Source organism: Achromobacter sp. SD115 (assembly GCF_017355315.1).
Lineage (GTDB): Bacteria > Pseudomonadota > Gammaproteobacteria > Burkholderiales > Burkholderiaceae_B > Achromobacter > Achromobacter xylosoxidans_B.
The window spans coordinates 1-19,586 of the sequence record NZ_JADIJM010000041.1 but is presented as its reverse complement, the minus strand read 5'-3'; the positions used below and the strand labels follow the sequence as shown (position 1 = coordinate 19,586).

Annotated in this window: 19 protein-coding genes; 3 read left to right on the top strand and 16 right to left on the bottom strand. The window is 65.0% G+C overall.

What is annotated here, in order from left to right; translation table 11 throughout:
• Positions 1–2: 2 nt before the first annotated feature.
• The 9 genes from nuoH to IPU70_RS31995 all read right to left on the bottom strand — a co-directional run bounded on the left by nuoH (position 3) and on the right by IPU70_RS31995 (position 9,563).
• Positions 3–1,076 (bottom strand): NADH-quinone oxidoreductase subunit NuoH, encoded by a 1,074-nt coding sequence (gene nuoH / locus IPU70_RS32035; protein WP_207473812.1) that lies wholly within the window; start codon positions 1,074–1,076, stop codon positions 3–5.
• On the bottom strand, positions 1,076–3,403 hold the full coding sequence (nuoG, locus tag IPU70_RS32030) for an NADH-quinone oxidoreductase subunit NuoG (RefSeq protein ID WP_207473811.1): 2,328 nt from the start codon (positions 3,401–3,403) through the stop codon (positions 1,076–1,078). The genes nuoH and nuoG overlap by 1 nt, the downstream gene beginning before the upstream one ends.
• Positions 3,404–3,418: 15 nt before the next feature.
• The gene (gene nuoF, locus IPU70_RS32025) at positions 3,419–4,786 is read right to left on the bottom strand and encodes an NADH-quinone oxidoreductase subunit NuoF (RefSeq protein ID WP_207473809.1); all 1,368 of its coding nucleotides are present in this window, start codon (positions 4,784–4,786) and stop codon (positions 3,419–3,421) included.
• Positions 4,783–5,277: an NADH-quinone oxidoreductase subunit NuoE gene (gene nuoE, locus IPU70_RS32020; RefSeq protein ID WP_059374951.1), complete on the bottom strand. Its 495-nt coding sequence runs from the start codon at positions 5,275–5,277 to the stop codon at positions 4,783–4,785. The genes nuoF and nuoE overlap by 4 nt, the downstream gene beginning before the upstream one ends.
• Before the next feature lie 47 nt (positions 5,278–5,324).
• The gene (locus IPU70_RS32015; RefSeq protein WP_013392144.1) at positions 5,325–6,581 is read right to left on the bottom strand and encodes an NADH-quinone oxidoreductase subunit D; all 1,257 of its coding nucleotides are present in this window, start codon (positions 6,579–6,581) and stop codon (positions 5,325–5,327) included.
• 3 nt (positions 6,582–6,584) lie between these two features.
• Positions 6,585–7,211, bottom strand: coding sequence for an NADH-quinone oxidoreductase subunit C (locus IPU70_RS32010; protein WP_207473807.1), 627 nt, complete (start codon positions 7,209–7,211; stop codon positions 6,585–6,587).
• Between the two features lie 75 nt (positions 7,212–7,286).
• A complete protein-coding gene (locus IPU70_RS32005; RefSeq protein ID WP_006217960.1) occupies positions 7,287–7,763 on the bottom strand; it encodes an NADH-quinone oxidoreductase subunit B family protein in 477 nt (158 codons plus the stop codon).
• A 39-nt stretch (positions 7,764–7,802) separates the two neighbouring features.
• Entirely contained in the window at positions 7,803–8,162 is a 360-nt protein-coding gene (locus IPU70_RS32000) for an NADH-quinone oxidoreductase subunit A (protein WP_006217959.1), read from the bottom strand.
• 291 nt (positions 8,163–8,453) lie between these two features.
• Positions 8,454–9,563, bottom strand: a complete 1,110-nt coding sequence (locus IPU70_RS31995) for a porin (RefSeq protein ID WP_088138979.1) — start codon at positions 9,561–9,563, stop codon at positions 8,454–8,456.
• Between the two features lie 480 nt (positions 9,564–10,043).
• Between IPU70_RS31995 and IPU70_RS31990 the strand changes: the two genes are divergently transcribed.
• Genes IPU70_RS31990 through IPU70_RS31980 form a run of 3 tightly spaced genes read left to right on the top strand, consistent with a single transcriptional unit; the run spans position 10,044 to position 11,532 of the window.
• Positions 10,044–10,658 (top strand): TetR/AcrR family transcriptional regulator, encoded by a 615-nt coding sequence (locus IPU70_RS31990; protein ID WP_207473805.1) that lies wholly within the window; start codon positions 10,044–10,046, stop codon positions 10,656–10,658.
• Entirely contained in the window at positions 10,655–11,098 is a 444-nt protein-coding gene (locus tag IPU70_RS31985; protein ID WP_013392139.1) for a PaaI family thioesterase, read from the top strand. The genes IPU70_RS31990 and IPU70_RS31985 overlap by 4 nt, the downstream gene beginning before the upstream one ends.
• Complete coding sequence (locus IPU70_RS31980; RefSeq protein ID WP_207473803.1) at positions 11,095–11,532, top strand: NAD(P)-binding domain-containing protein; 438 nt, start codon at positions 11,095–11,097, stop codon at positions 11,530–11,532. Before IPU70_RS31985 ends, IPU70_RS31980 begins: the two co-directional genes overlap by 4 nt.
• Here the strand turns inward: IPU70_RS31980 and IPU70_RS31975 are convergent.
• The 7 genes from IPU70_RS31975 to axyZ all read right to left on the bottom strand — a co-directional run bounded on the left by IPU70_RS31975 (position 11,503) and on the right by axyZ (position 19,452).
• The gene (locus IPU70_RS31975; protein ID WP_207473801.1) at positions 11,503–12,270 is read right to left on the bottom strand and encodes a phosphatase PAP2 family protein; all 768 of its coding nucleotides are present in this window, start codon (positions 12,268–12,270) and stop codon (positions 11,503–11,505) included. The genes IPU70_RS31980 and IPU70_RS31975 overlap by 30 nt on opposite strands.
• Before the next feature lie 37 nt (positions 12,271–12,307).
• The gene (locus IPU70_RS31970; protein WP_207473799.1) at positions 12,308–13,093 is read right to left on the bottom strand and encodes a metallophosphoesterase; all 786 of its coding nucleotides are present in this window, start codon (positions 13,091–13,093) and stop codon (positions 12,308–12,310) included.
• Positions 13,090–14,064 carry a diacylglycerol kinase family protein gene (locus IPU70_RS31965; RefSeq protein ID WP_207473797.1) on the bottom strand — a complete coding sequence of 325 codons (975 nt, stop codon included), beginning with the start codon at positions 14,062–14,064 and terminating at the stop codon, positions 13,090–13,092. Before IPU70_RS31965 ends, IPU70_RS31970 begins: the two co-directional genes overlap by 4 nt.
• A gap of 80 nt (positions 14,065–14,144) precedes the next feature.
• Positions 14,145–15,944, bottom strand: coding sequence for a gamma-glutamyltransferase family protein (locus IPU70_RS31960; protein ID WP_207473795.1), 1,800 nt, complete (start codon positions 15,942–15,944; stop codon positions 14,145–14,147).
• 198 nt (positions 15,945–16,142) lie between these two features.
• Entirely contained in the window at positions 16,143–17,645 is a 1,503-nt protein-coding gene (locus IPU70_RS31955) for an ABC transporter substrate-binding protein (protein WP_207473793.1), read from the bottom strand.
• A gap of 212 nt (positions 17,646–17,857) precedes the next feature.
• Complete coding sequence (locus IPU70_RS31950; protein ID WP_207473792.1) at positions 17,858–18,754, bottom strand: LysR family transcriptional regulator; 897 nt, start codon at positions 18,752–18,754, stop codon at positions 17,858–17,860.
• Between the two features lie 59 nt (positions 18,755–18,813).
• Positions 18,814–19,452 (bottom strand): multidrug efflux transcriptional repressor AxyZ, encoded by a 639-nt coding sequence (axyZ, locus tag IPU70_RS31945; protein ID WP_207473790.1) that lies wholly within the window; start codon positions 19,450–19,452, stop codon positions 18,814–18,816.
• Positions 19,453–19,586: the final 134 nt, after the last annotated feature.

Below are 19,586 nucleotides of genomic sequence, written 5' to 3'. Positions count from 1 at the left end.
GCTTAGCGCCAAATGTTCCAGGGCGTCTGCATCCAGATCGCCACCACGACCAGCCAAACGCCGGTCAGCGGGATGAAGATTTTCCAACCCAAGCGCATGATCTGGTCATAGCGGTAGCGCGGGAACGACGCACGGAACCACACGAACAACGAGACCACGAAAAACGTCTTGAGACCCAGCCAGATCCAACCCGGAATCCAGGTCAGCGGCGCGATGTCGATCGGCGAAGCCCAGCCGCCCAGGAACATGATCGAAGCCATGCAGGACAGCAGGATCATGTTGGCGTATTCGCCCAGGAAGAACAGCGCGAACGCCATGCCCGAGTATTCGACCATGTGGCCGGCCACGATTTCGGATTCGCCTTCCACCACGTCGAACGGGTGGCGGTTGGTTTCAGCCACGGCCGAGATCACGTAGATCACGAACAGCGGCAACAGCGGCAGCCAGTTCCAGGACAGGAACGTCAGGCCCTTGTCGGCGAACCAGCCGCGGTTCTGCACATGCACGATCTCGGACATGTTCAGGCTGCCGGACACCAGCAGCACCGTCACCAGCACGAAGCCGATGGCCAGTTCGTATGACAGCATCTGCGCGGAAGCGCGCAGCGCGCCCAGGAAGGCGTACTTGGAGTTGGAGGCCCAGCCCGCCACGATCACGCCGTACACGCCGATGGACGTGATGGCCATGATGTACAGCAGGCCGGCATTGACGTTGGCCAGGACCACGTCCGGGCCGAACGGCACTACCGCCCAGGCGGCCAGCGCCGGCATCAGCGTGACCACGGGGGCCACGATGAACAGCACCTTGTTGGCCTGCGACGGAACCACCACTTCCTTGGTCAGCAGCTTGAACACGTCGGCGAACGGCTGCAGCAGCCCCCGGAAACCGACGCGGTTCGGACCGAAGCGCACGTGCATGGCGCCGATCATCTTGCGTTCCCAGTACGTCAGGTAAGCCACGCACAGAATGATGGGCACGGCGATGACCACAATCTTGATGAGGGTCCAGAGGACCATCCAGACCGTCGGGCCCAGCAATGCCGTACCCTGGCTCTCAAGAACATTAAGCCATTCCATCAGGCACGCTCCACGCTGATTTGACCGAATGCGCCACCCAGGGCTGCGGTGTTTTCAAAGGCTGCGGAGATGCGCACGGCGCGGTCGGCCACGGCATCGTCCTGCACGGTTTCGAGTTCGACGGCGCCCTGCCCGCCCGACACGCGCACCTTGACACCGGCCGTCAGGCCCAGGCTGGTGAGCGTGCGGCCGTTCATGGCGGCAGCCGGCTTCTTCGAGGCCGGGGCCGCTTGCAGCGGCTCCGAACGGCGGACCATGGCGTCGGTACGGTAGATCGGCACGTCGGCGACGCGCTCCAGGCCGGTGGCGGCCTGGCCCAGGCCCAGCGGGGCCTTGATCTCGTTGGACAGGCGGCCTTCGATGCCGCCCGCCAGCGCGGCGTCGCGCACGGATTCGGAGGTCTCGTCGTCGAAGCCGGCCAGGTGCAGGACGTTGCCCAGCACGCGCAGGACCTTCCAGCCCGGACGGGTCTGGCCGAACGGCGTGACCGTACCCTTGAAGCTCTGGGCCAGGCCTTGCGCGTTGACGTACGTGCCCGAGGTCTCCGTGAACGGCGACACCGGCAGCATGACGTCGGCCCACTCGGCGGCAGCCGAACGGTAAGGCGTCAGGGCCACCGCGAACTGCGCCCCGCGCAGCGCGGCGATGGCTTGCTGGCCGTTGTCGGCATCCAGCAGCGGTTCCGCGTGCAGGACCACGTAGGCCTTCAGCGGCTCGGCCAGCATGGCGGCGGCGTTCTTGCCGCCCTTGCCCGGAATGGCGCCGGCCAGGTAACCACCAACGGTGTTGCCGCCAGAAGTCAGGAAGCCGAACTTGCCTCCAGCCAGTTCGGCCACGGCGCGACCGTTGGCGGCCAGCGTCGAAGCCTGGGCGCTGGCCACGGCCAGGTTGCCCATCAGCACGGCGGTGTTGGCACCGGATGCCAGGCTGGCGGCGATGAGCTTGGCGTTTTCGCCAGGCGTGACCGAGGCGAACTCGGCCGGCACGGCCTGTTCCTTGGCCTGGGCCAAGGCGACTGCCACTTCGGCCAGCGCGCGCGCCAGTTCGGACGGCGCCACGGTGATGCGGGCAGCGATGGGCATCAGGGGATCGTCAGCGGCGCTGTCGACCATCAGGATCTGGGTGCCTCGCTTGGCAGCCTGGCGCAGACGCTGCGCCATCAGCGGATGATCCTTGCGCAGGAACGAACCGACCACCAGGACGCGGTCCAGGTTGTCGAGCTCGGCGATCGGCATGCCCAGCCACGGTGCACCAGTCAGGGCGGCGTCAAAGGCCGCATCCGTCTGGCGCAGGCGGAAGTCGATGTTCTCGGAACCCAGCGAGCGGACCAGGCGGCCCAGCAGCGCGTATTCCTCGGTGGTGGCGTATTCGGACGCCAGGGCGCCGATCTGGCCGGCGCCGAAGCTGTCGCGCACGCGGGACAGACCCTGGGCCACGGCGGCAAGCGCGTCGCTCCAGGAAGCTTCCTGCCACTTGCCGTCGGTGCCCTTGATCATCGGGGCCGACAGGCGGTCTTCGCTGTTCAGGCCTTCGTACGAGAAACGGTCGCGGTCGCTGATCCAGCATTCGTTGACGGCTTCGTCTTCGAACGGAACCACGCGCATGACGCGGTCGCCCTTGACCTGGACCACCAGGTTGGCGCCCAGGCTGTCGTGCGGGCTGACCGAACGGCGGCGAGCCAGTTCCCAGGTGCGCGCGCTGTAACGGAAGGGCTTGGAGGTCAGCGCGCCCACCGGACAGATGTCGATCATGTTGCCCGACAGCTCGGACTCGATCGAGCGGCCGACGAAGGTCGTGATCTCGGAGTGTTCGCCACGGCCCAGCATGCCCAGTTCCATGACGCCGGCGATTTCCTGGCCGAAACGCACACAGCGGGTGCAGTGGATGCAGCGGCTCATTTCCTCGGCGGAAACCAGCGGACCCAGGTCCTTGTGGAAGACCACGCGCTTTTCTTCCTGGTAACGCGAGGAAGAGCCGCCGTAGCCCACGGCCAGGTCTTGCAACTGGCATTCGCCGCCCTGATCGCAGATCGGGCAGTCGAGCGGGTGATTGATGAGCAAGAATTCCATCACCGACTTCTGAGCGGCGCGAGCCTTCTCGGAGCAGGTGTGGACGACCATGCCGTTGGTCACGGGCGTGGCGCAGGCGGGCAGCGCCTTGGGCGCTTTTTCCACTTCAACCAGGCACATCCGGCAGTTGGCCGCGATGGACAGTTTCTTGTGGTAGCAGAAATGCGGCACGTAAAGCCCGACTTTCTGGGCGGCATGCATGACCATGCTGCCTTCGGGCACTTCGACCTTGTTGCCGTCGACGGTTAGTTCAACCATTGCTGTTCCTGAGACCTACAGATATTGCGGGACCACACAAGACTTATGCTCGATGTGGTGCGCGAATTCGTCGCGAAAATGCTTGAGAAAGCCACGGACGGGCATGGCGGCGGCGTCACCCAGGGCGCAGATGGTGCGGCCCATGATGTTGCCCGCCACGTTGTCCAGCAAGTCCAGATCTTCCGGACGGCCGTGACCGTTTTCGATGCGATGCACCATGCGGTAGAGCCAGCCGGTGCCTTCGCGGCACGGCGTGCACTGGCCGCAGCTTTCCTCGAAATAGAAGTACGACAGGCGCAAGAGCGACTTCACCATGCAGCGCGTTTCGTCCATGACGATCACTGCGCCGGAGCCCAGCATCGAGCCGGCCTTGGCGATGGAGTCATAGTCCATCGTGCATTCCATGATGATGTCGGCCGGCAGCACCGGGGCGCTGGATCCGCCGGGGATCACGGCCTTCAGCTTCTTGCCGCCGCGCATGCCGCCCGCCAGCTCCAGCAGGGTCGAGAACGGGGTGCCCAGCGGGATCTCGTAGTTGCCGGGACGCTCGACGTCGCCGGTGATCGAGAACAGCTTGGTGCCGCCGTTGTTCGGCTTGCCGACTTCGAGGTAGGCCTGGCCGCTGTTGCGGATGATCCAGGGCACCGCCGCGAAGGTTTCGGTGTTGTTGATGGTGGTGGGCTTGCCGTACAGGCCGAAGCTGGCCGGGAACGGCGGCTTGAAGCGCGGCTGGCCCTTCTTGCCTTCCAGCGATTCCAGCAGCGCGGTTTCCTCGCCGCAGATGTAGGCGCCATAGCCATGGAACGCGTGCAGCTGGAAGCTGTAGTCCGAACCCAGGATCTTGTCGCCCAGGAAGCCGGCGGCGCGCGCCTCTTCCAGCGCTTCCTCGAAGCGCTCGTAGACTTCGAAGATTTCGCCGTGGATGTAGTTGTAGCCGACGCTGATGCCCATGGCGTAGGCCGCGATCGCCATGCCTTCAATCACGATGTGCGGATTGAAGCGCAGGATGTCGCGGTCCTTGAACGTGCCGGGCTCGCCTTCGTCGGAGTTGCAGACCAGGTACTTCTGGCCGGGGAAGGCGCGCGGCATGAAGCTCCACTTCAGGCCGGTCGGGAAGCCCGCGCCGCCGCGGCCGCGCAGACCCGAGGCCTTGACCTCGGCGATCACGTCTTCCGGCTTCATGCCGGTGGTCAGGATCTTCTTGAGGGCTTCATAGCCGCCGCGCTTGACGTAGTCGGCCAGGCGCCAGTTGACGCCGTCGACGTCCGCCATGATCTGCGGCTGGATGTGCCGGCCATGCAGGCACATCGAATTGGAAACGTCGTTCAGCGGATTGGGGTCCAGCCCCTGCGCGAACTGCTTGTACAGGTCGGGCGCGTTCATGCCGACTCTCCTTGCGCCTTGAGGGCCGCGACCAGCGCGTCCAGCTTCTCTTCGGTCATGCGCACGCACATATGCTTGTTGTTCACGATCAGCACGGGTGAATCGCCGCAGGCACCCATGCACTCGCCTTCCACCAGGGTGAACTGGCCGTCGGGAGTGGTGCCGCGGTAATCGACGCCCAGCTTGCGCTTGAGGTAGTCGCCGGCACGTTCGCCGTCGCGCAAGGCACAGGGCAGGTTGGTGCAGACGGCGATCTTGTTCTTGCCGACGGGCTTGACGTCGAACATGTTGTAGAAGGTGGCGACTTCCTGGACCGCGATGGGCGGAACGCCAATGTAGTTGGCCACATCTTCAATGATTTCGGTAGCCAACCAGCCCTTCTCTTCTTGCGCGATGGCAAGCGAGGCCATGATGGCGGACTGCCGCTGGTCGCCCGGGAACTTCGCGAGTTCTCGGTCGATTTTCTGGTAGGCCTGTTCGGAAAGCAGCATAGTTTGAATCCGGGTTATGCGGGCGTGCTCGTGACTGTCTGGGCGGATCAGCGATCGATTTCGCCGAAAACGATGTCCTGCGTGCCAATGATGGTGACGGCGTCGGCGATCATGTGACCGCGCGACATTTCATCCAGCGCTTGCAGGTGGACGAAACCGGGCGCCCGAATCTTCAGGCGGTAAGGCTTGTTGGCGCCGTCCGACACCGCGTAGATGCCGAATTCGCCCTTGGGGTGTTCCACCGAGGCGTACGCTTCACCGGGAGGCACGTGGAAACCTTCAGTGAAGAGCTTGAAGTGATGGATCAGCTCTTCCATGTTGGTCTTCATGGCGGTGCGCTTGGGCGGGGCGATCTTGTGGTTCTCGATCATGACCGGGCCCGGGTTGTTGCGCAGCCACTCCACGCACTGGCGGATGATGCGGTTGCTTTCACGCATTTCGGCGATACGGACCAGGTAGCGGTCATAGCAGTCGCCGTTGACACCCACGGGGATGTCGAAATCGAGCAGATCGTAGACTTCGTAGGGCTGCATCTTGCGCAGGTCCCAGGCCACGCCCGAACCGCGCAGCATCGGGCCGGTGAAGCCCAGCGCCTTGGCGCGCTCGGGGTCAACCACGCCGATGCCCACCAGACGCTGCTTCCAGATGCGGTTGTCGGTCAGGAGCGTTTCGTACTCGTCGACGCAACCCGGGAAGCGGTTGGTGAAGTCCTCGATGAAATCCAGCAGCGAGCCCGAACGCGCATCGTTCATGACGCGCATTTCCTTGTCGCCGCGGTACTTGCTGGTATCGCCGTATTGCGGCATCGAGTCCGGCAGGTCGCGATAAACGCCGCCCGGACGGTAGTAGGCCGCGTGCATGCGCGCGCCCGAGACCGCTTCGTAGCAGTCCATCAGGTCTTCGCGTTCACGGAAGGCATACAGGAACACCGCCATGGCGCCCACGTCCAGCGCGTGCGAGCCCAGCGACATCAGGTGGTTCAGCAGACGGGTGATCTCGTCGAACATCACGCGGATGTACTGCGCGCGCAACGGGGCTTCCACGCCCAGCAGCTTTTCAATGGCCATGACGTAGGCGTGCTCGTTGCACATCATGGACACGTAGTCCAGGCGGTCCATGTAGGGCAGCGCCTGGATGTAGGTCTTGTGTTCGGCCAACTTTTCGGTGGCGCGGTGCAGCAGGCCGATGTGCGGGTCGGCGCGCTGGATGACTTCGCCGTCGAGCTCGAGCACCAGGCGCAGCACGCCGTGCGCGGCCGGGTGCTGAGGACCGAAGTTGAGCGTGTAGTTCTTGATTTCTGCCATGATTTAACGCCCCAAGCCGTAGGAGTCTTCGCGGACCACGCGCGGCGTGATCTCGCGCGGATCGATCGTGACCGGCTGGTAAATGACGCGCCGTTGCTCCGGGTCGTAACGCATTTCGACGGTGCCGGACAGCGGGAAGTCCTTGCGGAAGGGATGGCCGATGAAGCCGTAATCAGTGAGGATGCGGCGCAGGTCCGGGTGGCCTTCGAAGACGATGCCGTACAGGTCGAAGGCTTCGCGCTCGAACCAGCCCACGGCCGGCCAGCATTCCATCAGCGATGCGACGATCGGGAACTCGTCGTCCTCGGCCCAGGTGCGCACGCGCAGGCGCCAGTTGTGCTCGATCGAGACCAGGTGCACCACCACGGCGAAGCGCGCGCGGTGGATCTTGGCGACCGGTTCCTCGGGCATCTGGCGCGTGCCGTTGCCCCAGGTCAGGTAGTCGACGCCGCAAAGGTCGATACAGGTTTCAAAGCGCAGGCCGGCTTCGGTGCGCAACTTGTTGCAGACGGAGAACCACTGCTGCGCGGGCACTTCGAGCGTCAGCTCGCCCAACGCCTCGGTCAGGGCGATATCCGCGCCGAGGGTGGTCTGCAAATTGTTTTTCAGGGTTTCGAGCCTGGTCATCATCTTGTACGCTTAGGTGAACCGATACGCTGGTTTCGAGGGGCCGGCTGCAGAGACTGCTGCCTGGCGCGGCGAAGCTCAGCGCGCAATCGTGTTGGTCAGACGGATCTTGTTCTGCATTTGCAGCAAGCCGTAGACCAGCGCCTCGGCCGTGGGCGGGCAGCCCGGCACGTAGACGTCTACCGGTACGATGCGATCGCAGCCGCGGACCACCGAATACGAGTAGTGGTAGTAACCGCCGCCGTTGGCACAGGAGCCCATGGAAACCACCCAACGCGGCTCGGGCATCTGGTCATAGACCTTGCGCAGCGCCGGGGCCATCTTGTTGCACAGCGTGCCGGCCACGATCATCAGATCGGACTGGCGCGGGCTGGGCCGGAAGATGATGCCGAATTGGTCCAGGTCGTAGCGGGCCGCGCCCGCGTGCATCATTTCAACCGCGCAACAGGCCAGACCGAAGGTCATGGGCCACATGGAGCCGGTCTTCGCCCAATTAAGGAACTTGTCCGCGCTGGTTGTGATGAACCCTTGCTTGAGAATGCCGTCTATAGCCATATTCGTCTCTGATAGCGTGCTGTGGAAAAACCCGGCGGGTTATTCCCAGTCCAGCGCGCCCTTTTTCCATTCGTAGATGAAGCCGACCGTCAGCACGGCCAGGAATACCATGACCGTCCAGAAACCGACGAGGCCGACCGTACCCTGGGCAATGGCCCACGGGAACAGGAACGCGATTTCCAGGTCGAAAAGAATGAACAGGATCGCCACGAGGTAGTAGCGCACGTCAAACTTCATGCGGGCGTCTTCGAAGGCCTCGAAACCGCATTCGTACGGCGAGAGCTTCTCGGCGTAAGGACGCCGCGGACCAAGGAGGGAGCCGGCCGTTAGAAGCGCGAACCCGATAAGGGTGGCCACTACGATAAACAGCAGGACGGGAAAATACTGTTGCAGGTTCATTCAGGCGTCCGTCAAATGCGCAAACCTTAGGATTGTAGCATTCGCGCGGTTACTTCTGGCTGAACTCTGTAGCTCGAACAGCAGGTGAAAGACAGCATTCCTCAAATGGAACAATGGCTGTTTTCAGCACCGGTGCGCAAGCATACAGCAGCCTGCCAATGCATGCGCAAACACACGCAAAAACACAGACGCAAAAACAAAAAAAACCACCCCGAAGGGTGGTTTCATACGAACGGACCGAAGCCCGTTCGCGCACTTTAAATCCAGGCAGGACTTGCGCCCTGCTTTGGATTAGAAGCGGTGACGGATGCCGACGCCGACGGCGGTCGACTTGACGTCTTCGATGAAGGCGTAGTTCTTGGCGTACGAACCGTAAGCGTACAGGTTGGTGCGCTTGGACAGGTCGTAGGTGTAGCCCAGCGAGAAGACGTTCATCGTCTCAGCACCGTTGATACGGTCGTTGCTGGGGTCAACCATTTGCCACGAACCGAACAGCTTGCTTGCGCCGCCGATCGGGGCGGACAGGCCGACCATGTACGAGTTGGCCTTGAAGCCATCAGCAAAGATGTTGGTGCCGATGCTCAGGGAGCCGGAGCCGGTGTTCACGCCTTGGCCAGCGAACCAGCCGTCGGTCGTGCGAGCGTAGGCCAAGGCCAGCTTCACGACTTCGAAGTCGTACGAACCGCCGATGGCGTACATACGCGGGGTCGCGTCTTGGTCAGCAAACACCGACTTGTTCGAAGCGTTCAGCTGGTCGTACGTCAGAGCGACGTTCAGGGGACCGTTCACGTAACGCAGACCGGTCGTGATGGCGCGGGTGTTGTCAGCCGTGCGCCAGCCGGTTTGATCCGCGTTGTTGTCGTCGGCGTTGAACGAGTAGCCGATGCCGAACTGGAAGCCGCTGAACGACGGGGTCTGATACATGACCATGTTGTCGTAGCGTTGCGTGTTGGCAGCGCTCATCGAAACGCCGATGTTGGCTTGACCGAAGCCAGCGCCGAACGGATCGATCGAGCCGAAGTACTTCGACGCGATGTTGGTTTGACGACCGAAGTCCAGTTGGCCCCAGCTGTCGCTGGCCAGACCGATGGTGGCTTGACGACCGAACAGGCGGCCACCTTGGGCCGACTTGCCGTTACCCGAATCAAAGCCGGATTCCAGTTGGAAAACAGCGCGCAGGCCGTCACCCAGGTCTTCCGAACCACGCAGACCCCAGCGCGAACCGTTCTGGACGCCGTTGATCATGCCGAAACGGCTGCCGTTCATGGCATCGGGACCACCGCTGATCTTGTTGTAGCCGATACCCGTGTCGATGATACCGTACAGGGTGACAGACGTTTCTGCCTGGGCGACACCGGCAAAACCGGCGAGCAGGGCGGCAGCGAGCAGAGTCTTTTTCATTTAAGAAATCTCCGTTGATTTGAGTGACAAGAGCAGCAATCCAGCAAACCAGCCTGCCGCCCCCCTAACTCCGCGAAGGGAAGTTGACGCTATTGCATCAAAAATCGGGGGGACTGGCTATGGTCGGCGCCAGAAAAGTGCAGGTTTACGACAGCCTTGTTGGGATATTGCAACAACTCAGCGCAGCCTGACCGGTCGCACTAGGGCTTACCCTCGGTTTTAAAGCCGAGCACCTATTCATGCGACTTTCAGCCCTGCCCCTAATTATTGGGGTACCCCGGATACCATCCCCGCCACCCAATACACGCCTCTTTCCGGCGCCGTTTAGTCCGGACACCGGCCTTGGACACGCCGCCGGAACTTCGCATTCGCCATGACGATCCGTGCAGCAGAAACGCGCTCCCTAGTCCACTATCAATAACATTGTTATTTTGAAAAATCGCCGATATGATCAGACCGCCGATTCCTTCGCCGAACCCTATGCCTACGCCCTCCTCCCGCGCCGACCGTTCCGAACGACTGAATGCGCTGCGCCGCCAGTTGGTTCTCGACGCCGCGCAGCGTGTGTTCGAACGCGACGGCTTGGAAAAGACCACGATCCGCGCGATCGCCAAGGAGGCCGGCTGCACCACCGGCGCCATCTACCCCTGGTTCGCCGGCAAGGAAACCATTTATGGCGCGCTGCTGGAGGAATCGCTGGAGCGCCTGCACGCGCACCTGGCCGAGGCAGCCACCTCCGGGCCCGGCCCGACTGCGGCACGCACTGCCATCCACGCGTTCTTCGGGTACTACGCCGAACGGCGGACCGACTTTTCCCTGGGCATGTACCTGTTCCAGGGGCTCGGCCCGCGCGGACTAGGCCGGGAAATGGACGAGCGGCTCAACGCCCGTCTGCGCCAGTGCATAGACCTGCTGGGCGTGGCGCTGGCCCGGACCAAATCCTGGGAAGCCGCGGCAATCGCTGTCGAGCAGATGAATCTCTTCACCTATCTGATGGGACTGTTGCTGCTGCTGCACACCCGCCGCTTGAAATCCCTGGGCCAGCGCGCGCAAGCGCTGCTGGACAACTACTGCCTCGCCCTGGAGCAACGATGACCGCAACCGACCTGGACACCCCGGCCGACGCCCCGCTGATCAGCCTGGCCGATTTCCACATCCTGCTGGCCGACCAGCATCCCTTTTCCCTGCTGCTGGGCATAGACGTGCTACGCATCGGCCGCGGCACGGCGCGCGCGGTGCTTCCGGCGCGCGACGCCCACCAGCGGCTGGGCGGCATCGTCGCCGGCCCGATGCTGATGGGCCTGGCCGACCTGACCATGTACGCCGCGGTGGTGGGCGCCACCGGCCAGGCGCATGCGGTGACGGCCAGCCTGACGATCAATTTCCTGCGCAAGAGCCCGGCGGGCGCCATCTATGCGGACGCCCGGCTGCTGAAGGTCGGCCGGCTGTCCGCCGGCGAAGTCATCCTGACCGGCGAAGGCTCGGACGAGCCTCTCGCCCATATTGTGAGCACGTGGTCCGTGCCCAAGCCATGAGCATGCGCGTCAGCATCGTCGGCATGGGCAAGACCGGCACGTTGGCCGCGCAGCGCCTCCTGGCGGCCGAACCGGACATCGCGCTGACCCTCTACGACATCGAGCCCGGGCGTTGCGAGGACTTCCGCGGCAGCGCCACGCTGGCGACCTCGGCCCGCGAAGCCTTGGAGGAATCCGACACCATTGTGCTGGCCCTGCCGCGCGAGCGCGAGATCGACCGTACGCTGGAGCGCTTCAGCGACGGCAACGTAACGGCGCCAGTAGCGGGCAAGCTGATCGTGGATCTGGAGCCACCCGGCGCCGAGCGTGCGCGCAGCCTGGACCAGGCCATCGTCGCCGCGGGCGGCCGCTATACCTGCGCACCCCTGCGCGCGGCGGCGGACGCCCCAGGCGCGGAGGCGCGCCTACTGAATGCCCTGGCCCTGGGCGCATGACGGCCGCAGGCGCTGCGCCGCCGCCACGCACAGCGCCAGCCAGGCCAGGCTGACCGCGAAGCCCGCCAGCACGTCGCTGACGAAATGGACCTGCAGCAGGATGCGGCTGAGTCCGATCGCCATGATCAGCGCCGCCAGCAGCGCGATACCGGGCAAGCGCCACGCAGGCGGCGCCAGACGCCACAACAGATAGCAGGCGATGCCGTAGACGGCCATCGCGGCCGAGGAATGGCCGCTGGGAAAGCTCCACCCTGCCACACTGGCGTAGCCATGATCGTGCTCCGGCCGCACCCGTTGGAATGCATGCTTGAGCAGCCAGTTAAGCGCGCCGCCCACGCCGGTGGCGACGGCGCAGACCAGCGCCAGCCGCCAATCCCCGCGCCACAACAGGAACAACGTCATCAGCACGCTGATCCCGGTCAGGAACTTCCTGTCGCCCAGATAGGTGAACCAGGACAGCAGCCACAGCAGCGGCGTCGACATGGACATGCTCAGGGAATTGGCCAGGGCCCTGTCAAAGGCCACCACCGCCCCCTCGCTCTCTATCGCGAAAGCCAGGACCAGGAAGAGCGCAAGCGCGGCGCAGGTACCCGTCATGAAGAAAGCGGCGCGGCTGCGGCCGCGCAAGCTCAGGCCGCAGCGCGCAAACAGTAGCGCCGCGCCGCCGGCCAGCAATGGCAATACGATGAATAGCTGCAAGGCATGGGCCGCAGCCCATGCCGCATACGTATCCGTCATGAATAAGCGCCTGTCACGATGAAATCCCCGCTTTCTTTCAATACAACGCGACCAGGGTCTTGTCCACCGGTGCAAACGCATGCGCCCCGGTGGCGTAATCCCAACGTTCGATCTGACAGTCGCCCCGCCCTGCGCAAGTGATGACATTGACCGAGTTGGGCACATTGCCGCGCACGCGGCGCGAACAAGTGGTTCCGGCCTGCACCACCCAACCGCCGGAAGTGGCCGCGGGATTCAGGGGCAGCACGTAAGGCAAGTGGATATGCCCGCCCAGGACCAGATCGACGCCCGCCTGCCCCCAGGCCTCAAGCGCGCGCTCGCGCCCGATCAAGAGATTGGAGAGATCCGACTCCACCTTGGCGCGCACCGGGTGGTGCGCGACCACGATGCGCAGTTGCCCCGGCTTGGCCTGGCGCAGCCGCTCGGCGACCCGGGCGATCTGGGTGCCGGAGATCTCGCCGTCCTTGCGGCGGCGCGGGCGCGTCGTGTTGACGCCGATGGCAAGCAAGCCGGCATTTTCAAACACGGGTTCCAGCACCGGACCCAAGGCCCGCTTGTAGTTGCCATAGGGATTCAGCGCGCGCGCAAACACGTTGAACAGCGGAATGTCGTGATTGCCCGGCACGGTCAGCACCGGCAGCGACAGGCGTTCGATGAACTTGCGGGCGGCGGCGAACTGGCCGCGCCGCGCGCGTTGCGTGATGTCGCCGCTGAGCACCACCAGGTCGGGCGCGAGGGTGCACGCCAGGTCCAGCGCGGCTTCGACCACGGGTTTACGCTCCGTGCCGAAGTGGGTATCGGAAAAATGCAGGATGCGGGTCATGAACGGTCCAGGTATTGCGAATCCGCCGGCACCACCAGCGGCAGCCGTTCGTCGGCCACTTTGAATTCCAGCGGCGTATCCATCCAGGAGATCTCGCCGTCCATCGCCACCTTGACGCGGCGGCGTCCGCGCACCGCCACCGTCAGGCGGTCGAAGGCGAAACTCACCACGTGCTCGGCTTCGCCCAGGCGGCTGAACAGGCCGCGCAGCAGCAAGCCATAGAGCGCCAGGGTGCCGACCGGCCGCGCCGCCATGGCGATCAGGCGATTCTGGTCCAGCTCCGCGGATTCGATGCCGATGTGCTCCAGCTGGAGCTTGTTGTTGCCCACCACCAGCGTGGGCGAGCGCAGGTTGCGCGCCTGCCCGCCGTGATCCAGCAGCAGGCTCAATTGGCGCGGCGCGCGCAGCAGCGTGACCAGGCCTGACCACAGCGCCACCAGCCGGCTGCGGCCGTACTTCTGTTTGTAGGCCTCGCGGTCCTCGAGCAGTTGCGGGTACAGGCCCAGGCTGGCATTGACCAGGAACAGCCGGCCGTTGAGCATGCCGACCTGCACCGGTTGCGGCTGGCCCTGCAGGAAGCCGCGCAAGGCCACTTCCGTGTCCTGCGAGATGCCGTAGCTGCGTCCAAAGTAGTTGAATGTGCCCTGGGGCAGGATGCCGAACGGCACCCCTTTGCCCAGTACGACGCCTGCGACCGCGTTGAGCGTGCCGTCGCCGCCCGCCGCGATGACCACGCCTTGCTGCTCCTGTGCGCGCTTGACCGCGTCGCCGGCCATGGCGGTCAGGCGCGACGGATCCTGCACGGGCATCAGTTCGTAGCGGCGCCCGGCCTCATCGAGTATGCGGCGGATCGTGTCCTGCAGTATCTGCGCGTCGCCGCGCCCCGATCCGGTGTTGAGGACGATGAAGAGAGGTTCTAGTCCCGTCAGGGAATGGGCCGCGGTTGCCGGGTTCTGCTGGGGAGGCGTCATGCGACAAACATACCCCATGCCGGCAAAACGCCGCAACAAGGCCGGCGGCGGGCGGCGCCAGGCGCGCCCGCCGCTGCCGTTCAACGGCCGATGGCGTAGGCCTGCATCAGGCGCGGCGTGGCCGCCGCGTGCAACAGGCCGTCGGCGTCGCGCGAAGCCGCGGTCAATCGGCCCACCGACCATTCGGGCACTTCCTCGATCTGGTGCCCGCGCTGGCGCAGCGCCGCGATGACCTCGGCGCCGAAGCTCGCCTCCACCGCCAAATGTCCCGGCTTGCGATCCCGCGGATAGAAGGACGTGGGGAAGTGCATGGTGTGGGACATGGGCAGGTCTATCGCTTCCTGCAGGTTCAGGCCGTGATGCACGTGGCGCAGGAAGAACAGCAATTGCCATTGCTCCTGCTGGTCGCCGCCGGGGGTGCCGAAGGCCAGATAGGGCTTGCCGTCGCGCAGCGCCAGTGAGGGCGTCAGCGTGGTGCGTGGACGCTTGCCGGGCGCCAGCGTGCCGGGCAGCCCTTCTTCCAGCCAGAACATCTGCGCACGGGTGTTCAGGCCGAAGCCCAGCTCCGGAATCACCGGCGAGGACTGGAACCAGCCGCCCGAAGGGGTGGCCGAGATCATGTTGCCCCAACGGTCGATGACGTCCACGTGGGTGGTGTCGCCGCGCTTGGCGGAGGCGCGCATGTCGGCCAGCGTGGGTTCGTTGGTGGCGCTGCCGGGCGCGGAGACCTTGGACAGGCGTTCCAGCGTGTCCATGACGCGCTGCACCTGCGCCTCGAAACCGGGCACCTGGCCGGGCAGCAGCTCCTGCGAGGCCGACTCGCCGATCAGCGCGCGGCGCTCGGCGTTGTAGGCGTCGGACAGCAGATGGTCCAGCGGCACATCGACGAAAGCCGGATCGCCGTAATAGGCCTCGCGGTCGGCGAAGGCCAGCTTCATGGCCTCGGTCACGCGGTGCACGAATTCGGCGCTGGTCGGGCTGACGCCGGCCAGGTCCATGTCCTTGAGCAGGGCAAGGGTCTGCAGGAAGACGGGACCCTGGCTCCAGGAACCGGCCTTGGCCACCGTGTAGCCGTGGTAGTCGTAGGTGACCGGCTTGTCATAGCTAGCCGACCAGCCCGCCAGGTCGTCGGCGGTGATAACACCCCGGTGGGTGGAACCGCTCTCGTCCATGACGTCGGTGCCGCGCGCGAACTTATCGATCTCCTCGGCCACGAAGCCGCGGTAGAAGGCGTCGCGCGCCGCCTCGATCTGGCGCTCGCGATCCGCGCCGGCGCTTTCGGCCTGCTGCAGCACGCGGGTCCAGGTGCGGGCCAGCGCCGGATTGCGGAACAGCTTGCGGGCCTCGGGCACCTTGCCGCCTGGCACATAGACCTGGGCGGTGGTCGGCCAATGAGTCTGGAAGAAATCCTTGAGGCCGGCGATGGTGTTGGAGATGCGCGGCATCAACGCGTGGCCGTGCTCCGCGTAATAGATGGCATGCTCCAACACGTCACGCACGCGCATGCTGCCGTGGTCGCGCAGCAGCAGCATCCAGGCATCGAAGGCGCCCGGGATGACGGTAGCCAGCAAGCCGTTGCCGGGGATGAGCTTGAGGCCTTCGGCGCGGTAGCGTTCGAGCGTGGCGGCCGCGGGCGTGGTGCCCTGGCCGCACAGCACCTCGACGCGGCCAGTGCGCGCGGAATAGAACACCGCGGGCACTTCGCCCGCGGGGCCGACCAGATGGGGCTCGACCACCTGCAGCACGAAGGCCGAGGCCACGCAGGCGTCGAAGGCGTTACCGCCGCGCTCCAGCAGCGACATGCCGGCCGCGCTGGCCAGCCAATGGGTGGACGTCACGACCCCGAAGGTGCCGAGGATTTCCGGGCGAGTGGTAAACATGATGGTTCCTATGAGGGCTGCGGGCAGGCATTAAGCCGCTGAGACGCAGACACTTCCAATACGGCGAATACCAGGCGACGAAAAAGCCAAGCACGCCAGAAAGACCTACGGGCGCAATACATCAGGGGCGCCGCGGATCCGGCTCCGCCGGTCCGCCTGCGCCGCCCCCTGGAGCCCGCGCCAGCGGGTAGGGGGAGCCTACTTTTTAGCGACAGTGACACCCTTCAGGCGAATCAAGCCATCCGGGTACGGTACAAAGCCCTCCAACTTCTTCTGCACGCCAAAGGTCCACGGCAGGTAGAACAGGTAAACGATGGGACGCTGATCCTGCATGGTCGCCAGCACCTGGTCATACATGGCGCGGCGCTTGGCGTTGTCGGACTCGGCGCGGGCGTCGTTGAGCAGCTTGTCGACGCCGGCGTCGCAGAACTTGCCGTCGTTCAGGTTGCCCTTGCAGCTCAGGTATTGATGGATGTTGCCGCTGGGATCGACCCGGCCCGACCAGCCGCTCTGCCCCACTTCGAAGTCGCCGCGCGCGAGCGAGGATTGCAGGGAGGCGAACTCCACCGGACGCAGGGTGATGTCGAAGCCTGCTTCGGCGCCCATGGCCTGCACCAGTTCGAACACCTGCTGCATGGTGGTGTTGTTGCCGAAGGTGATCTCGAATTTGACGCGATCAAAGCCCGCTTCCTTCAGCAGCGCCTGCGCTTTCTTGGGATCGCGGCCCTTGTGCTCGAAAGCGGTGTTGTAGGCGAAGCTGGCCGGCGGGAACGGCTGGTAGGCGGGCTGGAACATGCCTTCACCGATCACCTGGTTGAGCACGTCGCGGTCGATTGCGAGGTCCAGCGCCTGGCGCACGCGCTTGTCCTTGGCCAGCGGGTTGTTGGCGCGCGCGCCATTGGCCAGGTTCACCGAAATGGCCTGGAAGCCCAGGCCGGTCACCGGCGCCAGGGTCAGGTTCTTGTCGTCCTTCACGGCCTTGGCATCGCTGGGCGCCACGCGCTCGATGATGTCCAGGTCGCCCGCGCGCAGGTTGTTCAGGCGCACGGTGTTGTCGGGGATCGGGGTGTAGACCAGGCGGTCGAAGTGATAGTTGGCCGCATCCCAGTACTTGGGAAATTTCTCGAGCACGATGCGGTCGTTCTGCACGCGCTCCTTGAACTGGTAGGGGCCCGAGCATACCGGCTTGCCGCCGGGATCCTTGTCGAAGCTGGCGGGCGACATCATCATCCCGGCACGATCGGACAGCTGCGACAACAGCGAGGCGTCGGGTTCGGACAGATTCAGCACCACGGTGCTGGCGTCCGGCGCCTCCACGCTGGCGACCGTGGCCAGTTCGCTCTTGCGGTTGCTGTCGGGCAAGGTGCGGGCGCGGTCCAGGTTGGCCTTGACGGCCGCGGCGTCCACCGGCGTGCCGTCATGGAACACGGCATCCGTGCGCAGCTTGAAGGTCAGCACCTTGTGGTCCGGGCTGATGGTCCAGGATTGCGCCAGCTGCGGCACGATCTTCAGGTCCGGCGTGATCTCGACCAGCTTGTCGCAGAGGGAAGCGAACACGATGCGGCCCACGAAGGTGCGCGCGCGCACCGGGTCCAGCACATCGGGGTCGTCCTGCAGGCCAATACGCAGGGTGGACTGGGCTTGCGCCAATCCGCTGGCCAGCATTCCCGCCATGGCCATGGCGAGGCAAAGTTTACGCATGAAAGATCTCCGTCGGTTCAGGTCGGCCTGGTTCCCCGCGCGGACGCGCCGCCCGGCATGAGGGAACAGACCCGAGCCGTGCTGCATCGCCGGGTCCATCCCCCGCTGCGCACGTTCTTGTTGGATTCTGCGCCAGGCGCGCGGCGATTGTATAGAGCGGCGGCTGTCGTAAGCCTAAATGCCCGCCGGGCGGCCGCCTTGCGGACGCGCTTTCAGGGAATGCGGCAAGGCGCCGCGAAGTCCACGGCGGCCTGGACCTCGGCGCGCAGCTTGGCGACCAGCGGCCGGGCGTCGTCGCGGCGGTACTGGAACGCGTAGGGCAAGGCCGCCAGGGGCGCATCCGCTTCCAGCACGCGCAGACTGCCTTCGGCCTGCAGCGCGCTGGCCCAATGGCTGGGCAAGAGGCCCACGCCGGTGCCTTCTATGAGCAGGCCGACCACCGCCCCCCAGTTGTTGCAGCAGAGGCGTTCTCCGCCGGCCTCGCGGCCCGCCAGCCAGTCGTCGATGATGCGCGTGGTGCCAGCCCCCGCCGGCAGCGTGACCAGCGGCAGGCGTTCCAGCAGCGCGGGCGTCATGCGCGTGGCTCCCTCCAGCACGGCAGGCGCGGCGGCCCAGGAGAAGTCCGCCTGGCCTATGGAGGTGGAAGCGATATTAGGCCGCGAGGAACGGCCGGCGATCACGGCGAAGTCCAACTCACCATCGGCCACGCGCTGCTCCAGCACCTGGCCGATGTCCACATAGGGCTCCAGGACCAGGTCCGGATAGGCGGCGCGCACGCCCCGGATCAGCCGCGGCAGCCAGGTCAGCGCGGTCAACTCGCCCACGCCGAAGCGGCAACGGCCGCTGAGGCCCGCGCTTTGCGCCAGCGACGCCCGGATCTGTTCGGCCGAGGCCAGCAGGTCGCGCGCCTGCGGCAGCAGGCGTTGGCCGGCGTCGGTCAGCACCGCCTTGTGGCCGCTGCGGTCGAAGAGCGATAGGCCCAGGCCTTCCTCAAGCTCGGTGATGCGCTTGGACAGCGACGACACCGACAGGTGCAGGCGCTCGGCCGCCACGGCGAAACTTGCGCAGGTGGCGGCCCAGTAGAAGGCTTCGAGTTGCTTGAGGGTCATGCCGGGATTGTAGAGGCGCCCGGCTGAGGGGCAGCGCGCCGAAACGCGTCCCCACGGAATCAGGCGGTTTTCGGCGTCAGCAGATGCGCGGAAAACCGGAGGGTATCGATGGCGGCGCGGAGCATGCGCTCGACGCGCGGCCAGATATCGCCCTTGAGGCGATCGGACCAGCAGATGCTGTCAAACACCCCGTCGACCAGGGCGTGCAGATAGAGGTTGGACAGGCGCACGTCCAGCGCGCGCGGCAGGTCTTCGCGCTTGACCGCGGCGCGCAGCAGTTTCTCCGAGGTGCGCAAGGCATGGCGCTCCCACAGGTCGCGGCGGCGCAGCAAGGGTGCGTTCTCGTCGCTGCGTTCGCATTTCAGGTACAGGATCTCCAGCACCCGCTGCACCGAGCCTTCCTGCGCGTAGATCTGGATGTACTGCCGCATGGAGGAGTAGAGCGATTCCAGCGCCTCGCCCTCGGTCGACACCTGGGTCAGCGGCGCGGCCTCGCCCAGCGCGCGGTCGCACATGGCGATGCAGACGTCGATCTTGTTCTTGTAATGGCCGTAGACGGCGCCCCGGGACACGCCCGCATAGTCCGCAATATCGCTCATGGTGGTGGCGGCCACCCCTTTGGACAGGAACACGTGCTCCGCGGCGTCCAGGATGCGGTCGCGGGTGCGTTGGGACTCTTCTTTCGTCTTGCGGGCCATGCGGGGACCTCCTACTTAAAAATACGGTGGCAAAAAAACGGCGGCTTCCACACCGGAAGCCGCCCTCTCCACACACTGTGAATAAGTGTGTAGCGGGAAGCATACTTCCGAACAAAATAATTAATCAAGCGTGA